The following is a 23676-nucleotide window of genomic DNA, read 5'->3' as shown; positions in this document are numbered from 1 at the left end:
TCCGCAAGGTATTGCAGCGCTGTTACCTTCGAGATAGGTCGGCGTTGAACCGGTAGATCCGGAACGTCCCGAAACAGGCATCCGAAGGGGAGCGCCCATGACGCAGGAGCTCAGCACGACCACCCCGTCGCAGCTCAGCGGACGGACGCCGGACTGGTGGCGGGACGCCGTCATCTACCAGATCTACGTCCGCTCCTTCGCCGACGCCAACGGCGACGGCGTCGGCGACCTGCGCGGCATCCGCGACCGGCTCCCGTACCTAGCGGACCTGGGCGTGGACGCGGTCTGGCTGACCCCCTTCTACGCCTCCCCCCAAGCGGACGGCGGCTACGACGTCGCGGACTACCGGGCCGTCGACCCCGTCTTCGGTGCCCTGAACGACGCCGACGACGTCGTGCGCGAAGCGCACCGCCTGGGGCTGCGGGTGATCGTCGACATCGTCCCGAACCACACCTCCGACCAGCACGTCTGGTTCCGCTCCGCGCTCGCGGGCGGCCCGGAGCGGACGCACTACCACTTCCGCGCCGGCCGCGGCCCGGACGGAGAACAGCCGCCGAACGACTGGGAGTCCGTCTTCGGCGGCCCTGCCTGGACCCGCACCGCGAACGGGGAGTGGTACCTGCACCTGTTCGCCCCCGAGCAGCCCGACCTCAACTGGGAGCACCCGGCCGTGCAGGAGGAGTTCGAGGCGGTGCTGCGCTTCTGGCTGGACCTCGGCGTCGACGGGTTCCGCATCGACGTGGCGCACGGCATGGTCAAGGCGGACGGGCTGCCGGACATCGGGCTGCGCGAGCAGGCGAAGATGATCGGCGCGCAGGTGCTGCCGTTCTTCGACCAGGACGGCGTCCACGAGATCCACCGTTCCTGGCGCAGGCTCCTCGACGGCTACGACGGCGAACGGATCGGGGTCGCCGAGGCCTGGGCACCGACGCCGGAACGGCTCGCGCTGTACGTCAGGCCGGACGAGATGCACCAGGCTTTCAACTTCCAGTTCCTGCGCTGCCCCTGGGACGCGGAGCCGATGCGGGAGGTCATCGACGCCTCGCTCGCCGCGACGACCTCGGTGGGTGCGCCCACCACGTGGGTGCTGTCCAACCACGACGTCACCCGGCACACCACCCGCTACGGGGGCGGGCGCCGCGGGCTGCGGCGTGCCCGGGCCGCAGCGCTGTTGATGTTGGCGTTGCCGGGGTCGGCGTACGTGTACCAGGGGGAGGAGCTCGGCTTGCCGGACGTGACGGACCTGCCGGACGAGGTGCGTCAGGACCCGTCGTTCTTCCGGGCGGAGGGGCAGGACGGTTTCCGTGACGGGTGTCGGGTGCCGTTGCCGTGGACGCGGGAGGGTTCGTCGTTCGGTTTCGGCAGCGGGGGGAGCTGGTTGCCGCAGCCGGCGGAGTGGGCCGAGTTGAGCGTGGAGGCGCAGACCGGGGCGCAGGGCTCGACCCTGGAGTTGTACCGCGCGGCACTGGCCCTCCGTCGGGAACACCCCGGCCTCGGCGCGGGCACCGACCTCACCTGGCTCGAGGCCCCCGAAGGCGTCCTCGCCTTCACCCGCACCACCCCGGCGGGGCGGTTCGCCTGCGTGGTGAACACCACCGAACGGCCGGTCGCCCTGCCGGTCACGGGCCGGCCCCTGCTCAGCAGCTGGGCTCCGGGCGACGACCCGGACCTCATCGAGGCCGAGTCGACCCTCTGGCTGGGCCTGCCCCTGCTGGGGCAGGCGTCGTGAACGGCCCGTCCGCCCGGTGCGCGCGTCCCGCACCAGGCAGCCCATCCGTCCCGGGTCGGCGGGCAGTTGCCGGTGCCGGCGGCGTCTTGCGCGCCCTTGCGCACGGTGCTCCACGTCCCGGTCAGCTGTCCGCCCGCGCGCCGCGACCCGGTCCGGCTGCCCCGAGCAGGGGAGTTGCGCCGTCATGAATCGCCCTCCCCCGGCACCACGTGACCGGTCGAGCCGATACGGTGGGGCGACACGACAGGAGGCTGATGCCGTGGCCCGGACAGAGACGCACCGGGATCCGGCGCATACGAAGATGACCGCACGGCTTGCCGACATCGCAGCCCAGGCGGGGGTCAGTGAGGCGACGGTCAGCCGGGTGCTCAACGGCAAACCGGGGGTCGCCACGGCCACCCGCGAATCGGTGCTCGCCGCCCTCGACGTCCTCGGCTACGAGCGCCCGGTACGGCTGCGCCGCCGTAGCGCGGGACTGGTGGGGCTCATCACGCCCGAGCTGGAGAACCCGATATTCCCGGCCCTGGCCCAGGTCATCGGACAGGCGCTGACCCGCCAGGGCTACACGCCGGTGCTGGCCACCCAGACGCCCGGCGGCTCCACCGAGGACGAGCTCACCGAGATGCTGGTGGACCGGGGCGTCGCCGGGATCATCTACGTCTCGGGCCTGCACGCGGACACCACGGCGGACACGGAGCGGTACGAGCGGCTGCGCGCCCAGGGCGTTCCCTTCGTTCTCGTCGACGGATTCTCACCGCAGGTGAGGGCTCCGTTCATATCGCCCGACGACCGGGCGGCGATGCAGCTCGCGGTCACCCATCTGGTCTCGCTCGGCCACACGCGGATCGGACTGGCCCTCGGGCCCCGGCGCTTCGTCCCGGTCCTGCGGAAGATCGAGGGCTTCGTCAAGGCGGTGCAGGACCAGCTCGGGCTGAGTGCCGAGGAGATCGAGTCCCGGCTGATCCAGCACTCCCTCTACACGCTGGAGGGTGGGCAGGCCGCGGCGACCGCCCTGATGGACCGGGGCTGCACCGCAGTGGTGTGTGCGAGCGACATGATGGCGCTGGGTGCGATCCGCGCGGCGAGGCAGCGCGGGCTGGAGGTTCCGGGCGACGTCTCGGTCGTCGGCTTCGACGATTCCCCCCTCATCGCCTTCACCGATCCGCCACTGACGACGGTCCGCAAGCCCGTGCCGGCGATGGGCCAGGCGGCAGTCCGCACCCTCCTGGAGGAAATCGCGGGGACTCCCGCTCCACACAGCGAGTTCGTCTTCATGCCCGAGCTCGTCGTCCGCGGTTCCACCGCCGCCGGCCCGGCGCCGGCGACCCCGGGGAACAGCGGGGCCGTACCTCGTCCTTGAGACGTACCGCGGGCAGCCCGAACCCGACCGGGGGATGATCGGAGCAGGACCACCTATCTGGCAGACTCTGTCCCTATGGGTGAAGCGACCGTGAAGACTCTGGATGACCGGACGTCCCTCCCGTCACCCATGGTGACCGAGGACGGTCCGGCTCCCGAGCCGAGCAGGCTGCACCGGCTGCGGTCGGTTCGACGGCCTCGCATCTGGTTCGAGATCCTGCTCATTGCGGTCAGTTACTGGACATACTCCCTCATTCGTAACGCAGTGCCCGAGCAGAAGGCACAGGCCCTGCGGAACGCAGACTGGATCTGGCACACCGAGCAGATGCTCGGCATAGCGGTCGAAAATACGGTCAACCATGCCGTGAATTCGGTGACGTGGCTCATCGTGACCATGAACTACTACTACGCCACCCTGCACTTCGTGGTGACGATCGGCGTGCTCGTCTGGCTCTACCGGTGGCATCCCGGGCGCTACGCCCCGACGAGGTTCATCATCTTCGCCACCACGGGCGTCGCGCTCCTCGGGTACTACCTCTACCCGCTCGCACCGCCGCGCCTGATGGCCGGCCAGCACTTCATCGACACGGTCCTGGTGCACCACACCTGGGGCTCGATGGCCTCGGGCAACCTGAAGAACATGTCCAACCAGTACGCGGCGATGCCGTCGATGCACATCGGCTGGTCGATGTGGTGCGGTCTGACCGTCTTCGCCCTGGCTTCGGCGCCGTGGGCGAAGATCCTCGGCCTGCTCTACCCGACGCTGACCCTCGTGGTCATCGTCGCCACCGCCAACCACTTCTGGCTGGACGCGGTCGGGGGCCTGCTGTGCCTCGCGTTCGGGTACGTCCTCTCGTACGCCTGGTACGGCGCGCTGCCCCACCGCTTGCCCCGGCACGTCGCGGCGACCCCGGAGCGGGACCGCTCCAACCGGTCGCGCACCTGGGTTGCGGGGCTGAACTCCGCACGCCGCTGAGCGATCACCCGCGACGGCGGCCAGCACGTGCGGCCGGCGCTTCACCCCCTCCACGGACACCTCCTCCGGCGGACGGGCCCAGCCTCCCGACGGCGCGGAACCCCGCGACGCCCGCGACCCGTTCCCTGCGTATCGCGTGGCACCCCTCGAGAAGTGGAGGCACCCGGCCCGGCCCGACCGGCACGCCGCCCGGGCACCCCGCTGCACCCCACGGACAACGTCCTCGGCAGCTGACCGCACGCCCCGTGGACCGTGTCCGCCGGCAGCCGGCCGGCGCGGGCCCTGCTGTTCCGCGACCGACGCCCGGGTCGCCCTTCCCCGGCGGCCGGCGAGGGCCAGCGGCTACGCCCCGTAGAACAGCTCCTCCACCACCGCCCGGGCCCGCCGTGTGGCCCGCCGGTAGTCGTCCACCATCTCACCGCTGTACCCGGTCTGCGCCCCGCGTGCCGAGTCCCCGTTGCCGTATCCCAAGTAGCGGGCCACGGCGCTCAGTTCGCGCCCGTCCGAAGGGAAGGTGTCGCCCGGACGGCCGCGGACCAGCATCGTTGCGTTGCGGGCACGGGTCGCGAGCACCCAGGCGTCATCGAGGATCTGGGCGTCCTCGGTGGAGATCAGCCCCGCCGCGTGGGCGGCGGCGAGGGCTTCCCTGGTGCGGGGGGTCCTCAGGCCCGGTTCCGCCCAGCCGTGGCGCATCTGCAGGAGCTGGACGGTCCACTCCACGTCGCTGAGACCACCGCGGCCCAGTTTGACGTGGAGGGTCGGGTCGGCCCCACGGGGCAGCCGTTCGGTCTCCATCCGCGCCTTGAGCCGGCGGATCTCCCGCACCGCTTCGTCACCGAGGCCCTCCACCGGGTAGCGCAGCGGGTCGATCAAGTCGATGAAACGGGCGCCCAGTTCCGCGTCACCCGCCATCGGCTCGGCGCGCAGCAGGGCCTGGCTCTCCCAGACGAGCGACCAGCGGCGGTAGTACGCGGCGTACGAGGCGAGCGTACGGACCAGGGGGCCGTTGCGTCCCTCCGGTCGCAGGTCCGGGTCGATCAGCAGCGGCGGATCGGAAGCGGGGAGCTGGAGCAGGCGGCGCATCTCGGCCACCACCTCGTTCGCGGCCCGGGCGGCCTCCTGTTCGTCGACGCCCTCGCGCGGCTCGTGCACGAAGAGGACGTCCGCGTCGGAACCGTAGCTCAGCTCGTGGCCGCCGAAGCGGCCCATGCCGACGACGGCGAAACGGGTGGGGAGCGTGTCGCCCCACTTCGCGCGCACGACGGCGCGCAGGGCACCGGCGAGCGTCGCCGCGTTGAGGTCGGTGAGCGCGTTGCCCACCCGGTCCACGAGCTCTCCGGGAGCCTGCTCCGCGGGGCTCTCCTCGGTTCCGTACGAGCTGATGAGGTCGGCCGCAGCGGTACGGAACAGCTCGCGCCGCCGCACCCCGCGGGCCGCCGCGACCGCCGTCTCCGCTCCGTCCGCACGCCCCACCGCCGCGAGCACCTCCTGTTCCAGGTGGTCCCGCCCGCGCGGCTTCAGACCCTCCGGATCCCCGAGCAGCGCCACCGCCTCCGGAGCCCTCAGCAGCAGATCCGGAGCGAACCGGCCGGCGGACAGCACCCGTGCCAGGTTCTCCGCCGCGGCACCCTCGTCGCGCAGCAGCCGCAGGTACCAGGGCGTCTTGCCGAGCGCGTCGGACACCTTCCGGAAGCCGAGCAGCCCCGCGTCCGGGTCGGCCGAGTCCGCGAACCACCCGAGCAGCACCGGCAGCAACGTCCGTTGGATCGCCGCCTTGCGCGTCATCCCGGAGGACAGCGCCTCCAGATGGCGTAGGGCCGCGGCCGGGTCGGCGTACCCGAGCGCTTCCAGACGCTGCCGTGCGGCCTTCGCGCTGAGGCGGATCTCGCCGGGGGCGAGCTGCGCGACCGCATCCAGCAGCGGCCGGTAGAACAGCTTCTCGTGCAGCCGGCGGACGACCGTCGCGTGCCGCCGCCACTCCTGGTTCAGCTCGGCGACCGGATCGGTGCGCAGGCCCAGCGAGCGCCCGAGGCGGCGCAGGTCGTCCTCGCCCTCCGGCACGAGGTGGGTGCGGCGCAGCCGGAACAGCTGGATGCGGTGCTCCATGGCGCGCAGGAACCGGTAGGCCTCACCGAGCTGGGCCGCGTCCGCCCGCCCCACGTAACCACCCGCCGCGAGGGAGTCCAGCGCGCCGAGGGTGCTGCCGCTGCGCAGTGCGGCGTCGCTGCGGCCGTGCACCAACTGGAGCAGTTGGACGGCGAATTCGACGTCCCGCAGTCCGCCGGGGCCGAGCTTCAACTCACGGTCTATCTGGGCGACCGGAATGTTGTCCACGACCCGGCGCCGCATCTTCTGCACGTCGGCGACGAAGTTCTCCCGCTCCGCGGCCTGCCAGACGAGCGGTGACACCGCCTCGATGTACTCGGCGCCGAGCTCGGGGTCACCCGCCACCGCACGCGCCTTGAGGAGTGCCTGGAACTCCCAGGTCTTCGCCCATCTCTGGTAGTACGCGAGGTGGCTGGAGAGGGTGCGTACCAGAGGTCCGTTGCGCCCCTCCGGCCGGAGGTTGGCGTCGACGGGCCAAATCGCCCCCTCGACGGTGGTCTCCGAGCAGATGCGCATCAGATGGGACGCGAGTCGAGTCGCGGCCTTCAACGCCTGGGCCTCGTCGGTCCCTTCGGTGGGCTCCCCCACGAAGATCACGTCGACGTCCGAGACGTAGTTGAGCTCGTGGCCGCCGCACTTGCCCATGGCGATCACCGCGAGCCGGCACCGTGCGGCGTCCTCGGGTGCGGCGGAGCGGGCGATGGCGAGCGCCGCGCGCAGCGTGGCTGTCGCCAGGTCGGCGAGTTCGGCCGCGGTCTGGGCGACGTCCGTGGTCCCGCAGACGTCGCGGGCCGCGATCGCGAGGAGGCAGCGGCGGTAGGCGACACGGAGGGACACCGGATCGGTGGCGCCGGCGAGACCGTGTTCGAACTCCTCCACGCCGGGGTGGAGATCGCTGGACTCGTACGTCACCAGGGCGTGCCAGTCCCGCGGATGGCGCGACAGGTGGTCGCCGAGCGCCTCGGACGCGCCCAGCACGCCCAGCAGCCTGTCGCGCAGCGGCTTCGCGGAGATCAGGGTGTCGAGCAGGCCCTGGCGCTCGTCGGGCTGCTGGGATTCCACCAGTCGGACGAGCCCGCGCAGCGCCAGATCGGGGTCGGCGGTGGCCCCCAACGCATCCAGGAGCACGGAGTCGGCGCGTACCGACGCCATCTCCGGCAGTCCGAGGAACCGCTCGGCGACGGCGGGGTGGGTGAAGCCGTGCCGCAGCAGTCGGGTGAAGGTACTGCTCCTGCGTCCGGGCACCGTCGTCATCCCGCCGCCTCCGATCAAGGTCCGGATCCGGGTCCGAGCCTAGTCGCAGCACTGGGGAGGGAGAGCCCCGAGGTTCGGGACGCGGGGCCGATCCTCCGTGTTCACCATGTTCCTCGTGGTCCGGACGGGACGACAGGTGGCTCCGGGGTGTCCGCCGCCCGTGCCGCGCGGCCACCGCGGACGGCCTCGCGGCACGGGCGTCCCCGCGCGTCGGGAGCGGCGCACCGGATCCCGTACGCCGGGGAGCGGGTCCGCACCCGGTCCCGGACGCCCCGTCCTCCCCTCGGCCGCCCCTGCCCATGCTCCGCTGTCCGCCGTGGTCTGTCTCGGCGTCGCCGCCCGCCCTGGCCACGGCCGGTCCCCCGCCCCCCCCCACGGCCCGGCGCGCCCGGTGCCCGGCGCCGCCGGCCGCGTCGTTCGCGCCCAGGTCGCGCGCACCCGGTACGCGGCGATACCCGGCCCCCATGTTCCGGCGTCCAGGCGTACCTCGGCTGCTCCCCGCAGCCTCCCCGCCCTGGCTCCGGCCACCGCCGCAGCCACGCTGCGCGCCCCACGACGTACACACGGGCGGGACGGGACGGCGGCGGGCCGCAGCGGTACCGTCCGCCGTCGTGCGCGGCCGGCGCAGCGCGGGGACGATGGACAGGGCGGAGGGACGCCGCCGTGCCGGCAGTGCACACCGCCCCGAGGGGACCGCCGACCGACGGACGCCCGGGACGGCCCGAACGGCGGGTCCAGACGACGCGGATCGCCGGTCCGCACCGAACCCCCGGGCGGTGCCATGGAATGGACCCTCGAAGTGCTCGTGATACCGGTCTCGGACGTGGAGCGGGCGAAGAACTTCTACGCCGGCCAGTGCGGCTTCACGGTCGACCACGACACCCGGATCACCGAGGGGGTGCGCATCCTCCAACTGACCCCGCCGGGCTCCCGCTGTTCGATCGTGATCGGCGAGGGGATGCCCCCGGCGCCCGGGCAGACCGCCATGGCGCCTGGCGCAGTCCAGGGCGTCCAGCTCTGCGTTCCGGACATCGAAGCGGCCCACGACGAACTCCTCGGCCGGGGCGTCGGGGTCAGTGCGGTGCAACACGTCTCCCCCAAGGGCTGGGCGCCCGGCAGGGGCGAACCGTGGAACTCCTTCGTCTTCTTCAACGATCCGGACGGCAACGGCTGGGTGGTCCAGGAGGCTCCCGCGCCGCTGGCACGACGCCACGGCTGAGGCCGGGGGGTGGCGAGGGGGTCCGCCCCGGCACGCAGCGGCCAGATGCCGGAAGGTCCTCACCCGGGACCCGCGTCGTCCGTCCGCACCCCCCAGGACGGGGCGACCAGCGGGCAGGATGGCCTCATGACAAAACTATCCCGGCGGTCGGTCCGTCGTGACTCCACTGGTTCGGTGCTGTCGTTGTGGTCACAGGACTCCGTGTTGTCGATCGGCTCGGTGGGATCGGTGCTGTCCGCGGGGTCCGTCGGTTCGGCCTTGTCAGTGGGCTCGATCGGTAGCGCCCTTTCGGTCGGCTCGATCGGTTCCTCCCTGTCGCTGATCTCAGCAGGATCGTGGCTGAGTACCGGTTCGTTGTTTTCCGCCCAGTCGCGGTGGTCGGTGCTGTCCTGGCGTTCCTCCCGCGGTTTCCTGGCCGCGGGGGCGCTGGGAGTGGCGGCCGGGGGCGCCCTGCTGTTGGTCCAGGTGCTGCACAGGGCTGATACCGGCACCGGATGACTCCGGCAGGGCCGCCTGCCCGCACCGCACCTGCGGCCCGGGGCCGGGCCTGAAAGCGAGTCCACCCGGTCTCTGCGCCGCCGAAGCGGGGCAAGGAGCGGGACGTGCCACGATCCCACCACGTCGGGCAGGCGCTCCGTGAGCACCGGGAGGTGACGGCCCAGGGCGTCTGAGACGCCTCAGGGCCGGGCGGCCCGCGGGCCGCCCGGCCCTGAGGGTCGTTTCGGTACCTACACCCTTTGACCTGCTATTACAGCACCGGCAGGTTCTTCCGCAGCTCGAAGGCGGTGACCTCGCTGCGGTACTCCTCCCACTCCTGCTTCTTGTTGCGCAGGAAGAAGTCGAAGACGTGCTCGCCGAGCGTCTCCGCCACCAGCTCGCTGCGCTCCATCAGCATGATCGCCTCGCCGAGGTTCTGCGGCAGGGGCTCGATGCCCATGGCGCGGCGCTCCGCGTCGGAGAGGGCCCACACGTCGTCATCGGCACCGGCCGGGAGTTCGTAGCCCTCCTCGATGCCCTTGAGCCCCGCGGCGAGCAGGACGGCGTAGGCGAGGTAGGGATTCGCGCCCGCGTCCAGGGAGCGGACTTCGATGCGCGAAGAGCCGGTCTTGCCCGGCTTGTACATCGGGACGCGGATCAGCGCCGAGCGGTTGTTGTGTCCCCAGCAGATGTACGAGGGTGCCTCGCCGCCGGACCCCGCCGTACGGGCCGAGCCGCCCCAGATCCGCTTGTAGGAGTTGACCCACTGGTTGGTCACGGCCGAGATCTCGGCCGCGTGCCTGAGCAGACCGGCGATGAAGGATCGTCCCACCTTGGACAACTGGTACTCGGCGCCCGACTCGTAGAACGCGTTCCGGTCGCCCTCGAACAGCGAGAGGTGCGTGTGCATGCCGGAGCCGGGGTACTCGGAGAACGGCTTCGGCATGAACGTCGCCTGGACGCCCTGTTCCAGGGCAACCTGCTTCATGACCAGGCGGAACGTCATGATGTTGTCGGCGGTCGACAGCGCGTCCGCATACCGGAGGTCGATCTCCTGCTGGCCGGGCGCACCCTCGTGGTGGCTGAACTCCACGGAGATGCCCATGGATTCGAGCATCGTGATCGCCTGGCGGCGGAAGTCCATGCCGACGTTCTGCGGGGTGTGGTCGAAGTACCCGGAGTTGTCGGCCGGGGTGGGTCGGGTGCCGTCGAGCGGCTTGTCCTTCAACAGGAAGAACTCGATCTCGGGGTGGGTGTAGAAGGTGAAACCCAGGTCCGAGGTCTTGGCGAGGATCCTCTTGAGGACGAAGCGCGGGTCGGCGAAGGACGGCGAGCCGTCGGGCATGAGGATGTCGCAGAACATCCGGGCCGTGCCGGGGGCCTCTGCGCGCCACGGCAGGATCTGGAAGGTCCCCGGGTCCGGCTTGGCGATCATGTCGGACTCGTAGACACGCGCGAAGCCCTCGATGGCCGATCCGTCGAAGCCGATGCCTTCGTCGAATGCCTGCTCGAGCTCGGCGGGTGCCACCGCGACCGACTTCAGGAAGCCGAGCACATCGGTGAACCACAGGCGCACGAACCGGATGTCGCGCTCCTCGAGCGTGCGGAGCACGAATTCCTGCTGCTTGTCCATAGCCACATCCTTGCAGTTCAGACGGCCTGTGCACCACCGCCAGGGCGTAGTGAGGAGCTTCAGTATCACGACCCGGGGTTTCGCCCAGATTACGCACCTCCTGGGGCATGGGGCACGTCCCCGCCACCACCACGCCACTGCCGCCTGCGGCCATGGGGGGGTACGGGCACACCCGCACCGCGCGCACCGCGCGCACAGCGCGTCCCGCGGCGCTCCTGGGTGTCGTGGTGACGCTCTTCGCGGCGCTCTTCCGCTGCGCGACGGACAGTGGACACGACACCGGACGCAGGCACCCGCGGCGCCCGTCACGGGCACCTGGCCGCAGCACCGGCACCGGCACCGGCACCGGCACCGGCGTACGACTGCTCCTACCGGCGCGACGACCGCGGCTTCCTTCCCGGACCGTACATCCGCCGTGCTCACCGCTCCGACGCCCAGGGTCCGAGCCGGCCCTGTTGGCGGACCTGCTCCGGGAGCGGCGCGCCACGCCGCTGACCGCCCGGCGCGGCCCGGCCGGTTCCGTGAATCCGGCCCGTTCGGTGCGGGAGCGCCGGGGCGCCGGGGAGGGCCGCGACGGCGCCGGGAGCGTACGACGCCGTCCGTGTGGGGAGGGGCCGCGGTCGGCGGCCCCTCCGCCGGGCGCCACGACCACGTCGGCGGTAAGGTCGAAGACGGCTTGTTCTGCGTCGGCCGGAACCAGCCGGCCGGGCTCCGTGGCCGGCCGGGCGCCGAGGTGCACGCCGGCGGGAGTCCCGCCCGCGGGGGCGGACGGTTCGCCCGATCGGTGTGACGCGCAAGGTCAGCCGACCGTCGGCAGGCTCCTTTCCGCCCGTTCAGGGGCAACGGGTGACGACGGGCGACAGAGGTCGTCGCGCGGGACCCATGCAGGAGGTACGGACCCCATGACCACCGCCAGGGACATCATGCACCGAGGGGCCCAGTGGATCCCCTCGCACGAGACGCTCGACCGTGCCGCGCAGCTGATGCGCGAGCTGAACGTGGGCGCCCTTCCCATCTCCGATGCCGACGAACGCCTCTGCGGCATCCTGACGGACCGTGACATCGTCGTCGGCTGTGTCGCCATGGGACGCGACCCGTCGAAGGTCACCGCGGGCGAGATGGCCAAGGGCACGCCTCGTTGGATCGACGCGGACGCCGAAGTGGACGAGGTGCTGCACGAGATGCAGGACCACAGGATCCGCAGACTGCCGGTCATCGAGAACAAGCGCCTCGTCGGAATGATCAGTGAAGCCGATCTGGCCCGGCATCTGCCGGAGGACCAGATCGCGTCGTGGGTCGAGCAGGTGTATGCGCGGGGTTGACCCGCTCTTCCCTCGGCATGAGGACCGCCCGGGCCACCGCGTCCGGGCGGTCCAGCATCACCAGGTGACCGGACGGTTCGACGGCCTCGAAGCGCGCACCACCGAGCTCCGCGGCCAGCGCGCGCTGACGCGCGAGCCAGCGCCGTCCCCAGGCTCCGCCCCGGCCGTCGTAGGCGGCGAGGACGGTGACGGGGAGACCGTCCCTCAGCGGCAACCGACCGCGCAGCGCGAGGAGTTCCGCGGCGACCGCGCGGTAGTGGGTGTTCTCCAGCAGGGCGCCCTGCAGAACCCGCCCCGTGGCGTAGCAACGACGCACCAGCTCCGCGGGGGCCGGGTCGCCGCCGCCCGTGCGCGAGAGCCGGACCATGCCGCGCCGGACGAGCGGGCCGAGCACCACGGGTGCTCCCACGGCAGTCAGGACGCTGCCGACCGCGTGCGCCACGGTCGTGCGGACCGCGGGCGCCGCGGGGAAGCGCGCGTGTTCCTCGATGCTGGAGTCGACGAGCACGACTCCGGCCGTGCGGGCCGGGTGGATGCGGGCGAAGGCCTCGGCGTGGAAACCGGCGATGGAGTGTCCGACGACCGTGACGGGTTCGGTGATGCCGAGCGCGTCGAGGATCGCGGCGATGCGATGGGCCTCGCCGACCGCGGACGGGGGCACGACCGCCGGACCGCTGAGCCCGTGTCCCGGGCGGTCGAAGCGGACGACGGTACGGTGCGGGGTCAGCAGCGGGACGACGGGGTCCCAGTCGAACCAGCTCATGGCGAGACCGGCGCTGAGGATGCAAGAGGGCCCGCTGCCCTCGACCACCACGTGGTGGGACACCTCGCCGACCCGTACGAACGTCATGTTCTCCCCCTCGTCCCCTGCTGCGCCACGTTCCGCTGGTGCGCCGCGGGCGGCGAGCGTGGCACCCACCGCCCCGACGCGTCGGCTCGTGCACGCCGTCCGGGGACGACGCGACGCGGACCGATCATCATGCGGCCATGATCGTCGGCATCAGGTGTGTCCGCACGTCGACGGATACCGGGCGGGGGTAGGCTGCCGGGCATGGTCACGGACCGGGTACCGCACTGCGCGCAGCCGTTGCTGCACACGGCGGTGCTGTCCGGACCGACGTCGCTGCACACGCCGGGACTCGCTCCCGGGCCCGTACCGGCGTACGCGCCGACCCGCCGGACGGGCCGGGGTGACGACGGCCGCGCTGCTGCGGTGCATTCTCCGCGGCACGACCCACCCGACGCACCTCGACCTCCGGGGCAGCACGAACCGTGCGCCACGACGGTCGGGACCGCGGACGCCCACGGGGGTCACGGGCCTGGTTCGCCGCCCGGATCGGGGCCGTACGCCGGGCACCGGCCCGCGCCGGCGCGCATACGCCTCGTCCTGCTCGGGGCATGGGGATTCACCCGGCTCATGGCCACGGGTGGACGGCTGCCACGGCGTTCGGGCCGTGCGCGCGTGCTCTCCCTCGCACGCCTGCTGCACGCCCTGGGCTCGAACCCGTCCCCGTCGGGGATATTCCTCGCGCAGTCGTCGGTGCTGCGGATCAAGAACCGATCCTGACTGCTGGGGACCTCCGTTCTCCGAGCGGTGTGTCCGTGCAGCGGACGCGTCCATTCCGCATGTAACACCGACACCCCTGTGAGGTGCATTCAGTCATGCGCACGCACAACGACACCACCCGCCGGGCCGTCCTCGGCACCGGGCTCGCCGCGGTAGGTTCGGCTTTCCTGTCCGCCTGCTCGGGCGGCGCCGAGCACCGCGCACACGGCGGGAACGCATCGGGACTTCCCGCGCCGGGCGGTCACTCCGTACCGCCCGCCCCCGAGGGATTCGTCTCGCCCGACGGCCGCGAGGTCCTGGCGGCCGACGGGGAGCGCCACGGCAACGGCCGGGTGCGCAGCGTGCGGCTCACCGCCAACGTCGGCCGGGTCGAACTGGGCGGCGGACGCACCGTCAAGTCATGGATCTACGACGACGGCCTGCCCGGCCGGGAGGTCAGGGTCACCGCGGGCGACACGCTCGCCCTCACCCTCGCCAACCACCTGCCGGTGTCCTCCTCGCTGCACTGGCACGGCATCGCCCTGCGCAACGACATGGACGGCGTGCCCAACGTGACGCAGCCACCGATCAGGGCAGGAGAATCGTTCTCCTACCGCTTCGTGGTGCCGCACCCGGGCACGTACTGGTTCCATCCGCACTCCGGTGTGCAGATCGACCGCGGGATGTACGCACCGCTGATCGTGGACGACCCGAAGGAGCCGCTCTCCTACGACCGGGAGTGGATCGTCCTCATCGACGACTGGGTCGACGGGGTGGAGGGGTCCAGCCCGGAGTCGGTCTTCTCCCAGCTCCACAAGGGCTCCGGCGCGAAAATGCACCACGACGACGACCACCACGCCATGCCCACTCCGGTGGAGCCCGGGTGGTCGTCGCCGGACACGGCGCGGCGCCCCGGACCGAACCGGGTACGGATGAACATGCGGAGCAAGCTGCTCGGCGGTCACGCGGGAGACGTCGACTACCCGTACTACCTGATCAACGGGCGCACGGCCGACGACCCGTCGGAGTTCGTCGCCAAGCCCGGCGACCGGATCCGGTTGCGCATCATCAACGCGGGCGGCGACACGGGCTTCCGGGTGGCGCTCGGGGGCCACGAGCTGACCGTCACCCACTCGGACGGCTACCCCATCCAGCACGTCAAGACCGACGCCCTGCTGCTCGGCATGGGCGAAAGGTACGACGTACTGTTCACCGCCAAGGACGGGACGTTCCCGCTCTCCGCCCTCGCCGAGGGCAAGGGGGGCACGGCGATGGCCGTCCTGCGCACCGCCCGTGGCGCGCGCCCTGAGGACGCCGCCCGCCCCGCCGAGCTCTACGGCAAGGTACTCACCTCCTGCGCCGACGTGGAACCCGACGAGTCGGTGGAGCTCGAACGGCGCAGACCGGACCGCGAGATGCGGATCAAACTGACCGGCGGCATGGCCAAGTACGACTGGGCCTTCGACCGGAAGCCCTACACCCCCGACCACCGCTACGCCGTCCGCGAGGGCGAGCGGGTGCGCATGGTGTTCCTCAATGCGACGGACATGTGGCACCCCATCCACCTGCACGGGCACACCTACGCACTCGCGGGGATCAACGGCTCCGGCGCCCGCAAGGACACCGCGATCGTCCTGCCGCACCGCAAACTGACGGTGGACTTCGACGCGGACAACCCGGGCCTGTGGATGATGCACTGCCACAACATCTACCACTCGGAGTCAGGGATGATGGCGACGGTCGCCTACCGCTCGTAGGGCGCCGGGGGGGGGGGGGGGGGGGGCCCCCCCCCCCCCCCCCCCCCCCCCGCCTCCCCCGTCGTGCCGTAGAAGGGCGGCCCCTCCCGCCCGGGGCTCTCCGTGCCCCGCATCCGAAGCTCCCGGAACCGGCCAGCACGCCCCGCTCGGCACCGACCGTGGGATGGCGCACATCACGGGGCCAGGACATCGCGTCAGAGAGACGATTACACTGGGGCGCGTGCCTCAACTACGCCTCGCCCTGAATCAGATCGACTCGACCGTCGGCGATCTCGCCGGCAACGCCGAGTCGATCGTGCACTGGACCCGGCACTCCGTCCGGCAGGGTGCGCACCTGGTCGCGTTCCCCGAGATGGTGCTGACGGGCTACCCCGTCGAGGACCTGGCCCTTCGCTCCTCCTTCGTCGAGGCCTCTCGGACGGCCCTGCGGTCCCTCGCCGGTCGGCTGGCCGACGAGGGTTTCGCCGAGATCCCCGTGGTCGTGGGCTACCTCGACCGCTCGGAGAAGGCACAGCCCCGCTACGGCCAGCCCGCCGGTGCCCCGCAGAACGCCGCAGCGGTGCTGCACCGCGGCCGGGTCGCGCTGACGTTCGCCAAGCACCACCTGCCCAACTACGGCGTCTTCGACGAGTTCCGGTACTTCGTCCCGGGCGACACCATGCCGGTGGTCCGCGTCCACGGCGTCGACGTCGCGCTCGCCATCTGCGAGGACCTCTGGCAGGACGGCGGCCGGGTCCCCGCGGCCCGCTCGGCGCAGGCAGGGCTGTTGATCTCGATCAACGCCTCGCCGTTCGAGCAGAACAAGGACGACACCCGTCTGGAGTTGGTCCGCAAGCGGGCACAGGAGGCGGGCTGCACCACGGCGTACCTCGCGATGATCGGGGGCCAGGACGAGCTGGTCTTCGACGGGGACTCGATCGTCGTGGACAAGGACGGCGAGGTGATCGCGCGCGCCCCGCAGTTCGCCGAGGGCAGCGTGATCCTGGACCTCGACCTGCCCGCGGCGTCCGCCGAGCCACCGTCCGGCCGGGTCGACGACGGGCTCACCATCGACCGCGTCGTGATCTCCGAGGAGCCCGTCCCCCCGTACGAGCCGGAGCTCACCGGCGGATACGCCGAGCGCCTGGACGACGACGAGGAGGTGTATTCCGCGCTGGTCGTGGGCTTGCGGGCGTACGCCGCCAAGAACGGGTTCCGGTCCGTGCTGGTCGGCCTGTCCGGGGGCATCGACTCCGCGCTGGTCGCCGCGATCGCCTGCGATGCCCTCGGCGCGGAGCACGTGTACGGCATCTCGATGCCGTCCAAGTACTCCTCGGACCACTCCAAGGACGACGCCGCCGAGCTGGCCCGGCGTACCGGGTTGAACTTCAGGACCGTCTCCATCGAGCCGATGTTCGACGCCTACATGGGCTCGCTGGGGCTCACCGGGCTCGCCGAGGAGAACCTCCAGTCGCGGCTGCGCGGCACCCTGCTGATGGCCGTGTCCAACCAGGAGGGGCAGATCGTGCTCGCGCCGGGCAACAAGTCCGAGCTGGCGGTGGGCTACTCGACGCTGTACGGGGACTCCGTCGGTGCGTACGGACCGATCAAGGACGTCTACAAGACCTCGGTCTTCCGCCTGGCGAAGTGGCGCAACCGGGCCGCCGCCGAGCGCGGACAGACCCCGCCGATCCCGGAGAGCTCCATCTCCAAGCCGCCGAGCGCAGAGCTCCGCCCGGGTCAGGTCGACACCGACTCCCTGCCGGACTACGACGTGCTGGACCGCATCCTGGAGCTGTACGTCGACCGCGACCAGGGCAAGGACACCATCGTGGCGGCCGGCTTCGACGAGGAGGTCGTCACCCGGACGCTCCGCCTCGTCGACACGGCCGAGTACAAGCGGCGCCAGTACCCCCCGGGGACCAAGATCTCCGCCAAGGGCTTCGGCAAGGACCGCCGGCTGCCGATCACCAACCGGTGGCGCGAGACGGCGGGCTGACCGCCGGGGGCCGATCACCGCACGGGGCCCGCAGACGGGCACGGCGAAGGGGCCTCCCTCGCGGTGCGGGAGGGAGGCCCCTTCGCCGTGCGGAGCGGATGCCCACGACGTGCGCAGCGGCGCTCGGCTTGCGGACCGCCCGGCGGCGCTTCCCGGGCCCCGGGCCCGCGGCATCCGCCCTCGTCCGTCCGTTCAGACCTTGATGCGGGCGGCGATCGGCAGGTGGTCGCTGTCCGTCTTCGGCAGCGTCCAGGAGGACACCGGCTGCACGCCCTTCACCATGATCTGGTCGATACGGGCCAACGGGAACGACGCGGGCCAGCTGAAGCCGAAACCGTCACCCGCCGCACCCTGCGTTGAGCGCATCTGGGAGGTGACCGCGTTCAGCGAGCGGTCGTTCATGGTGCCGTTCAGGTCACCGAGCAGAACCACCTTGCCCACCGGGTCCCGGGCGATCTCCTCGCCCAGTGCGTCCGCGCTGGTGTCCCGCTGGCTGGCGGTGAAGCCCGCGTGCAGCTTGACGCGCACCGACGGCAGATGGGCGACGTAGACCGCGACGTCGCCCGCGGGCGTGGCCACCGTGGAGCGCATGGCGCGGACCCAGCCGAGCCGGATGTCCACGGGCCGCGTGTCGTTCATCGGGTACTTGCTCCACAGCCCCACGGTGCCCTTGACGTCGTGGTAGCGGTACTGCCCTGCCAGTGCCTTCTCGTACACGGGGACCACGTCCGCCTTCAGCTCCTCCAGGGCGATCACGTCCGCCCCGGAAGCCGCGACGTCGCGGGCGGTTCCCTCCGGGTCCGGGTTGTCGGCGTTGACGTTGTGCGTCGCCACCGTGAGACTCCCGCCACCACCCGACTTGTCGCTGACGAGCCCACCGAAGAGGTTCAGCCAAACGACCACCGGGAGCACCAACGCGACCAGCGCGGTGGCCGACCGCCTGACGAGGGCGAGGGCCAGCAGGACCGGGATGAGCAGCCCCAGCCACGGGAGGAACGTCTCCGTGAGGCTGCCCAAGTTGCCCACCTCGTTGGGGATGTGGGCGTGCAGGATCATGAGCAGCGCCACGATCACCGCCAGGGCCGCGAGCACGATGCCGCGGCGCCAGATGCCGGGGTCGGAGCGCCAGCGGTCGAGCAGTGACCGGACCCGGGATCCGGAGCGGGGGCCCTCCGCTCCGTCGTTCCCCGTCTCCGTCATGATTGCCTGCCGCATGTGCGCCCGTCCTCACTGCCTTGCCGTGCACGCCTGCCCGCCATGACCCTAGGCGATGACCGGCGTGGTTCCGCCGTACGGTCTCCAGGACGAGCGGCCGCAGCGACGGGTTCCGATCAAGGGCGGAACCGGCGGGCCTGTGACAGAACGCGCATATTTGCAGGTCAGCGAGCACTCGGGCGGACAGGGGCGGTACGCGCTCACGGAAGCCGCCGCAGCGGGGCCGCAGCGGCCTTGCACACGGCGGGGGACGGACCCTCCGGCCGCCGCGCGGTCCGGTGCCCACCCCAGGCGCCGGCGAGCCGCAGCGGGACCGGCCCGCGACGGCTTCGCGACCGACCCCCGCCCGGTGACCCGTGCGGCGTGCCCGGCTCCGTCGTCACCCGCGGGCCGCCCCGGCCGCCGGTCGTTCCTCCGGCTCGCCCGGTACGGTCGCCCCCTCCTCCAGCGGCGCGACGCGCCCGGGGAGGTGCACCGCCACGACCACGGCGGCCACCGCGGTCACCGCCGCCGCCCCCAGGGCCGCCACGTGCATGGCTGCGACGAAGGCGTCGTACGCGGGGACCACCAGCGGCTCCCCGGCCCGTCCGAGCTTCCCCGCGACGGCCAGCGTCGCCTCGATCGACTCGCCCGCCTCCTGCCGGATGGCTTCGGGCACCGCAGGGTTCGCGTCGAGGGTCCCCTCGATGTCGCGCCGGTACGTCGCGGAGAGCAGCGAGCCCAGGACGGCGACGCCCAGCGCGCCGCCGATCTGGCGGAAGGTGTTGTTGATCGCGGAACCCACGCCCGCCTTCTCCCGCGGCACGGCCTGCATGACCGCCAGCGTCACCGGCGGCATCACGTGCCCCATGCCGGTGCCCTGCACCAGGAAGGCGAGCTCGATCACCCAGAGCGGCGTCGAGGAGTCGAAGAGCGAGAACGCGGCCAGACCAGCCGTGATCATCAGCATGCCGACCGTGCAGGTCGCCTTGGCGCCGAACCGCCGGACCGCCAGTCGGGCGCGCGGCGCGAACGCCGACTGGGCGACCGCGAGCGGCAGCACCAGCAGGCCCGCGGCGAGCGGGCTGAAGCCGCGCACGCTCTGGAGGTAGAAGACCGAGAAGAAGGCCACGCCCATCATCGAGAGGAAGGCGAGCGCGGTGGCCGCGACGGCCGCCGAGAACACGGGGTTGCGGAAGTAGGAGAAGTCGAGTGCCGGGTGGTCGGTACGCGTCTCGTACACCACGAACGCGGTGAGCACGGCGAGTCCGCCGAGCAGCGGCAGCAGTACGGCGGGCGCCGTGAGGGAGGCGCGCTCGCCGCTGTGGATGATGCCGTACACCAGCAGCACCAGTCCGACGATGGAGAGCAGCACACCGACCGGGTCGATCCGCCCGGGGGACGGATCCCGGGAGTCGGGGACGAGCAGGGCCATCGCGATGAATCCGACGATCACCACCGGGACGTTGACCAGGAAGATCGAGCCCCACCAGAAGTGTTCGAGCAGGAGACCGCCGGTCAGCGGGCCGAGGGCGATGGAAACCCCCACCCCGCCTGCCCAGATGCCGATGGCCCTGGCCTGCTCGTCCCGCTCGAACACGTTCATGAGGACGGCGAGGGTGGCGGGCATGACGAACGCTGCGCCGAACCCCATCACGGCGCGGTACGCGATCAGCTCGGTGGCCGATCCGGAGAAGGCGGCGAGGACCGATCCGACGCCGAACACCGCCAGACCGAAGAGCAATGCCTTCTTGCGGCCCGAGCGGTCCCCCAGCACTCCCGCGGTGAAGAGCAGAGCGGCGAAGACGAGCGTGTAGGAATTAATCGCCCACTCGAGTTGCGCCTGGCTGGCACCGATGCCGACGGGGGCCGGGGTGGCGATCGTCTTGACCGACACATTCATGATCGAGTGGTCCAACACGACCAGGAGCACGCTGAACATGAGGACGCCGAGAATGGCCCAACGGCGTCGATGGACGGCTTCCGGCACGCGGGGTGCGGCGGGCGGAGGGCCTGGCGGTGTGGACATGGTTCCAGCGTGAGGGAAGTTTCGACACGGGACCCTCTCGCCTAGCCCATACCGGTCACGGAGCCGACCGCGGGCCTTCGTGGCGCAACATCGCCGTCGTGTGAACGACGACACTTCACGCGGCACGGCAACGGATGCCACCATGGACACGGTCCGGGGACGCCGTGAGGGCGCCTCGAGATGACGAAGGAGCTGTTCACCATGACGCTTCAGGCTGCCCAGAAACAGCCCGCCGGCAGCAGCGACAAGGCGCTGTACGGCGGCAAGGGCACGCGCCGCATCACTGTGCTCGACATCGCCGCGGCCAAGGAACGCGGCGAGAAGTGGCCCATGCTCACCGCCTACGACGCCATGACGGCGTCCGTCTTCGACGAGGCCGGCATCCCGGTGGTGCTCGTCGGCGACTCCATGGGCAACTGTCATCTCGGCTACGACACCACCGTGCCCGTCACGATGGACGAGATGGCCCTCCTCTCCGCCGCGGTCGTACGGGGCACGAAGCGCGCCCTGGTCGTCGGCGACCTTCCCTTCGGCTCGTACCAGGAGGGACCGGTGCAGGCCCTGCGCTCGGCGACCCGGCTGGTGAAGGAAGCCGGCGTCGGCGCGGTGAAGCTGGAGGGCGGGGAACGTTCGCTGCCCCAGACGGAGATGCTCGTCCAGGCGGGCATTCCGGTCATGTCCCACCTGGGCCTCACCCCGCAGTCGGTCAACACCATGGGCTACCGGGTCCAGGGACGCAGCGACGAGGCCGCCCACCGACTGCTGCGCGACGCCAAGGCGGCGCAGGACGCGGGCGCGTTCGCGCTGGTCCTGGAGCTCGTCCCGGCCGAGCTGGCCGCCGAGGTCACCCGCTCCCTGCACATCCCCACGATCGGCATCGGTGCCGGTCCCGACACGGACGCCCAGGTGCTCGTGTGGACCGACATGGCCGGTCTGACGGGCGGGAAGGTGCCGCGCTTCACCAAGCAGTACGCGAACCTGCGGCAGACGCTCGGCGACGCGGCCCGGGCGTTCGCGGAGGACGTGGCCCAGAGCGCGTTCCCCGCAGAGGAGCACACCTTCCACTAGTCCGCCGGAGCCGTCCGCCGGTCGCCACCGGCACGTGGCGGCACCGCCAGGCCACTCCCGGCACCAACGACAGCCCGCCGATCTTCCCCCGTCGGCGGGCTGTCGTCATGCGCGGCTCGTGCAGTGGGCCGCCGGCGGTGTCCTCGGCGGGCTGCCGGGCGGCCGGGGCCGCGGCGGTGGTGGACTCCCGGGAAGGCACCACCGCCGGCGGGCTGCGCGGCAGCATCCCCGGAGCTGAACCGCGGGCGGATGCGGCTGGGCCGGTCGTGTGGGCGGGAGACCGCGTCCACCCGGGCGTAGCCTGAAGCTGGACTCGGGGGACCGACCGCCCACTCCTCCGGAGGCGGATGACCATGGCAGGACTGTTCACCAAGAACTTCGACTCCGCCGACGAGACCCGTCCGTTCGAGAACGGCTCGGGACGTCTCCAACTCGTCGAGACCGACCGGGGCCCGGTCGGCCGGGCCGTGTTCGAACCGGGCTGGCAGTGGTCCAAGCACGTCAAGCCCCTCGCCCAGACCGAGAGTTGCGAGGCCCCCCATGCCGGGTACGTGGTCAGCGGACGGATGAGGATCGTCATGGACGACGGGGAGTCCGCCGACGTGGGTCCGGGCGACTACGTCGGCATCGAGCCCGGGCACGACGCCTGGGTGGTGGGGGACGAGGCCTGCGTGATCGTCGATTGGGCGGGCTACGGGGACTACGCCAAGCCGGCGTGATGCTCCCCACGGGCCCGCCCTGAGCGTTCCCGCAGGTTGAGGAGCCCCCGTCGCCGACGTGCCGGTCGCCCGCCTACCGGCCACCGGGCGGCGGCCCCGTCGGTGGATTGTCGATGGTTGTCCACAGGCTGTCGGTGGTCTGTCGGTGGACTGTCGGTGGCGGCTGGCACCGTGTTCGGCATGACGCGAATCGACAAGAACGCCGTCGAGGTACGAGGCCTCGTGAAGCACTACGGCGAGACGAAAGCGCTGGACGGGGTGGACCTCGACGTCCGCGAGGGCACGGTGCTCGGTGTCCTCGGACCGAACGGCGCGGGGAAGACCACCCTGGTCCGTTGCCTGTCCACCTTGATCACGCCGGACGCCGGGCGTGCCACGGTCGCCGGCTACGACGTGGTGCGCCAGCCCAACCAGCTGCGCCGCAGCATCGGTCTCACCGGGCAGTACGCCTCGGTGGACGAGAAGCTGTCCGGCTGGGAGAACCTCTACATGATCGGACGGCTCCTCGACCTGTCCCGCAAGGACGCGAGGCGTCGTGCGGACGAGATGCTGGAGCGGTTCTCGCTGGTGGAAGCTGCGAAGCGTCCGGCGTCCACCTATTCCGGCGGTATGCGGCGCCGCCTCGACCTGGCCGCCTCCATGATCGGGCAGCCCGAAGTGCTCTATCTGGACGAACCGACGACCGGTCTCGACCCGCGCACGCGCAACGAGGTCTGGGACGAGGTGCAGCGCATGGTCGCCGAGGGCGTGACCGTCCTCCTCACCACCCAGTACATGGAGGAGGCCGAGCAGTTGGCCCACGAGCTGACCGTCATCGACCGCGGGCGGGTCATCGCCGAAGGCCGGGTCGACGAGCTCAAGGCGAAGGTCGGCGGCCGGACCCTGCGGCTGCGCCCGGCAGACGCGGTGCAGCTCCCCGCCATGGCCGCGGCTCTCCGGGAGGCGGGCCTCGACGGCATCGCGGGGTCCCAGATCGTGCCGGACGAGGGCACCCTCTACGTCCCGATCCTCAGTGACGAGCAACTGACCGCGGTGGTGGGCCTGCTGGGGTCCCGCGGTTTCGCCATCGCCGACATCGGCACCGACCTGCCCAGCCTGGACGAGGTGTTCCTGGCCCTCACCGGCCACAGGACCGCGTCCGTCACCGACTCGATCCCCCAGGAGGTCGCTGCCTAATGCTGTTGTCAAGCTACGAGACGAAGAGGTGGCCGGGCCTCGTAGGGGCGTTGGTCGCGCAGGATGGCGTAGAGAACGTTGATCTTGCGGCGGGCCAGAGCGATCAGGGCCTGATGGTGTCGTTTGCCTTCGGA

At 71.6% G+C, this 23676-nt stretch carries 17 protein-coding genes and 1 pseudogene; 12 read left to right on the top strand and 6 right to left on the bottom strand.

Annotation, left to right across the window (positions count from 1 at the left end; genetic code table 11):
* Window positions 1-97 precede the first annotated feature (97 nt).
* The 3 genes from ACFXOM_RS04030 (at window position 98) to ACFXOM_RS04020 (ending at window position 4064) form a co-directional block, all read left to right on the top strand.
* Window positions 98-1729, top strand: a complete 1632-nt coding sequence (locus ACFXOM_RS04030; protein WP_384938621.1) for a glycoside hydrolase family 13 protein — start codon at window positions 98-100, stop codon at window positions 1727-1729.
* Window positions 1730-2030: 301 nt separating this feature from the next.
* Window positions 2031-3089 carry a LacI family DNA-binding transcriptional regulator gene (locus ACFXOM_RS04025; protein ID WP_384938619.1) on the top strand — a complete coding sequence of 353 codons (1059 nt, stop codon included), beginning with the start codon at window positions 2031-2033 and terminating at the stop codon, window positions 3087-3089.
* 75 nt (window positions 3090-3164) lie between these two features.
* Window positions 3165-4064, top strand: coding sequence for a phosphatase PAP2 family protein (locus tag ACFXOM_RS04020; RefSeq protein WP_384938617.1), 900 nt, complete (start codon window positions 3165-3167; stop codon window positions 4062-4064).
* 342 nt (window positions 4065-4406) lie between these two features.
* On the opposite strand, the gene ACFXOM_RS04015 is transcribed toward ACFXOM_RS04020, so the two are convergent.
* The gene (locus ACFXOM_RS04015; RefSeq protein ID WP_385036889.1) at window positions 4407-7424 is read right to left on the bottom strand and encodes a bifunctional [glutamine synthetase] adenylyltransferase/[glutamine synthetase]-adenylyl-L-tyrosine phosphorylase; all 3018 of its coding nucleotides are present in this window, start codon (window positions 7422-7424) and stop codon (window positions 4407-4409) included.
* A gap of 781 nt (window positions 7425-8205) precedes the next feature.
* Between ACFXOM_RS04015 and ACFXOM_RS04010 the strand changes: the two genes are divergently transcribed.
* Window positions 8206-8643, top strand: a complete 438-nt coding sequence (locus ACFXOM_RS04010) for a VOC family protein (protein ID WP_384938613.1) — start codon at window positions 8206-8208, stop codon at window positions 8641-8643.
* A gap of 126 nt (window positions 8644-8769) precedes the next feature.
* On the top strand, window positions 8770-9141 hold the full coding sequence (locus tag ACFXOM_RS04005) for a hypothetical protein (protein ID WP_384938611.1): 372 nt from the start codon (window positions 8770-8772) through the stop codon (window positions 9139-9141).
* A 250-nt stretch (window positions 9142-9391) separates the two neighbouring features.
* On the opposite strand, the gene ACFXOM_RS04000 is transcribed toward ACFXOM_RS04005, so the two are convergent.
* A complete protein-coding gene (locus ACFXOM_RS04000; protein WP_384948214.1) occupies window positions 9392-10753 on the bottom strand; it encodes a glutamine synthetase family protein in 1362 nt (453 codons plus the stop codon).
* 902 nt (window positions 10754-11655) lie between these two features.
* On the opposite strand from ACFXOM_RS04000, the gene ACFXOM_RS03995 reads away from it, so the two are divergent.
* Window positions 11656-12075 (top strand): CBS domain-containing protein, encoded by a 420-nt coding sequence (locus ACFXOM_RS03995; protein WP_384938607.1) that lies wholly within the window; start codon window positions 11656-11658, stop codon window positions 12073-12075.
* Here ACFXOM_RS03995 and ACFXOM_RS03990 read toward each other — a convergent pair.
* Window positions 11996-12925 carry an alpha/beta fold hydrolase gene (locus tag ACFXOM_RS03990; RefSeq protein ID WP_384948217.1) on the bottom strand — a complete coding sequence of 310 codons (930 nt, stop codon included), beginning with the start codon at window positions 12923-12925 and terminating at the stop codon, window positions 11996-11998. The two genes, ACFXOM_RS03995 and ACFXOM_RS03990, sit on opposite strands and share 80 nt — an antisense overlap.
* 201 nt (window positions 12926-13126) lie before the next feature.
* Here ACFXOM_RS03990 and ACFXOM_RS03985 point away from each other — a divergent pair, with 201 nt between their 5' ends.
* From ACFXOM_RS03985 to ACFXOM_RS03975, 3 genes are all read left to right on the top strand, one after another.
* Complete coding sequence (locus ACFXOM_RS03985; RefSeq protein ID WP_384948220.1) at window positions 13127-13642, top strand: hypothetical protein; 516 nt, start codon at window positions 13127-13129, stop codon at window positions 13640-13642.
* 95 nt (window positions 13643-13737) lie between these two features.
* Complete coding sequence (locus ACFXOM_RS03980) at window positions 13738-15378, top strand: multicopper oxidase family protein (protein ID WP_384938602.1); 1641 nt, start codon at window positions 13738-13740, stop codon at window positions 15376-15378.
* 220 nt (window positions 15379-15598) lie between these two features.
* A complete protein-coding gene (locus ACFXOM_RS03975; protein WP_384948222.1) occupies window positions 15599-17356 on the top strand; it encodes an NAD+ synthase in 1758 nt (585 codons plus the stop codon).
* A gap of 192 nt (window positions 17357-17548) precedes the next feature.
* On the opposite strand, the gene ACFXOM_RS03970 is transcribed toward ACFXOM_RS03975, so the two are convergent.
* On the bottom strand, window positions 17549-18571 hold the full coding sequence (locus tag ACFXOM_RS03970) for an endonuclease/exonuclease/phosphatase family protein (protein ID WP_384938598.1): 1023 nt from the start codon (window positions 18569-18571) through the stop codon (window positions 17549-17551).
* Between the two features lie 379 nt (window positions 18572-18950).
* Window positions 18951-20579 (bottom strand): MFS transporter, encoded by a 1629-nt coding sequence (locus ACFXOM_RS03965; protein ID WP_384938596.1) that lies wholly within the window; start codon window positions 20577-20579, stop codon window positions 18951-18953.
* A gap of 201 nt (window positions 20580-20780) precedes the next feature.
* Here ACFXOM_RS03965 and panB point away from each other — a divergent pair, with 201 nt between their 5' ends.
* From panB to ACFXOM_RS03950, 3 genes are all read left to right on the top strand, one after another.
* A complete protein-coding gene (panB, locus tag ACFXOM_RS03960; protein WP_384938594.1) occupies window positions 20781-21647 on the top strand; it encodes a 3-methyl-2-oxobutanoate hydroxymethyltransferase in 867 nt (288 codons plus the stop codon).
* A 353-nt stretch (window positions 21648-22000) separates the two neighbouring features.
* A complete protein-coding gene (locus ACFXOM_RS03955; protein WP_384938592.1) occupies window positions 22001-22366 on the top strand; it encodes a cupin domain-containing protein in 366 nt (121 codons plus the stop codon).
* 180 nt (window positions 22367-22546) lie between these two features.
* A complete protein-coding gene (locus ACFXOM_RS03950) occupies window positions 22547-23542 on the top strand; it encodes an ATP-binding cassette domain-containing protein (RefSeq protein ID WP_384938590.1) in 996 nt (331 codons plus the stop codon).
* 8 nt (window positions 23543-23550) lie between these two features.
* Here the strand turns inward: ACFXOM_RS03950 and ACFXOM_RS03945 are convergent.
* Window positions 23551-23676: pseudogene (locus ACFXOM_RS03945) on the bottom strand (IS110 family transposase); the annotation flags it as partial.

Source organism: Streptomyces sp. NPDC059169, assembly GCF_042755225.1.
Classification (GTDB): Bacteria; Actinomycetota; Actinomycetes; order Streptomycetales; family Streptomycetaceae; genus Streptomyces.
The sequence above is the reverse complement of the archived record's forward strand: the minus strand, read 5'-3'. Positions and strand labels throughout refer to the sequence as shown.

Coding starts and splice junctions, on each gene's coding strand:
- ACFXOM_RS04030 (WP_384938621.1), top strand. CDS start 98: ATGACGCAGGAGCTCAGCACGACCACCCCGTCGCAGCTCAGCGGACGG.
- ACFXOM_RS04025 (WP_384938619.1), top strand. CDS start 2,031: ATGACCGCACGGCTTGCCGACATCGCAGCCCAGGCGGGGGTCAGTGAG.
- ACFXOM_RS04020 (WP_384938617.1), top strand. CDS start 3,165: ATGGGTGAAGCGACCGTGAAGACTCTGGATGACCGGACGTCCCTCCCG.
- ACFXOM_RS04015 (WP_385036889.1), bottom strand. CDS start 7,424: ATGACGACGGTGCCCGGACGCAGGAGCAGTACCTTCACCCGACTGCTG.
- ACFXOM_RS04010 (WP_384938613.1), top strand. CDS start 8,206: ATGGAATGGACCCTCGAAGTGCTCGTGATACCGGTCTCGGACGTGGAG.
- ACFXOM_RS04005 (WP_384938611.1), top strand. CDS start 8,770: ATGACAAAACTATCCCGGCGGTCGGTCCGTCGTGACTCCACTGGTTCG.
- ACFXOM_RS04000 (WP_384948214.1), bottom strand. CDS start 10,753: ATGGACAAGCAGCAGGAATTCGTGCTCCGCACGCTCGAGGAGCGCGAC.
- ACFXOM_RS03995 (WP_384938607.1), top strand. CDS start 11,656: ATGACCACCGCCAGGGACATCATGCACCGAGGGGCCCAGTGGATCCCC.
- ACFXOM_RS03990 (WP_384948217.1), bottom strand. CDS start 12,925: ATGACGTTCGTACGGGTCGGCGAGGTGTCCCACCACGTGGTGGTCGAG.
- ACFXOM_RS03985 (WP_384948220.1), top strand. CDS start 13,127: ATGGTCACGGACCGGGTACCGCACTGCGCGCAGCCGTTGCTGCACACG.
- ACFXOM_RS03980 (WP_384938602.1), top strand. CDS start 13,738: ATGCGCACGCACAACGACACCACCCGCCGGGCCGTCCTCGGCACCGGG.
- ACFXOM_RS03970 (WP_384938598.1), bottom strand. CDS start 18,571: ATGCGGCAGGCAATCATGACGGAGACGGGGAACGACGGAGCGGAGGGC.
- ACFXOM_RS03965 (WP_384938596.1), bottom strand. CDS start 20,579: ATGTCCACACCGCCAGGCCCTCCGCCCGCCGCACCCCGCGTGCCGGAA.
- panB (WP_384938594.1), top strand. CDS start 20,781: ATGACGCTTCAGGCTGCCCAGAAACAGCCCGCCGGCAGCAGCGACAAG.
- ACFXOM_RS03955 (WP_384938592.1), top strand. CDS start 22,001: ATGGCAGGACTGTTCACCAAGAACTTCGACTCCGCCGACGAGACCCGT.
- ACFXOM_RS03950 (WP_384938590.1), top strand. CDS start 22,547: ATGACGCGAATCGACAAGAACGCCGTCGAGGTACGAGGCCTCGTGAAG.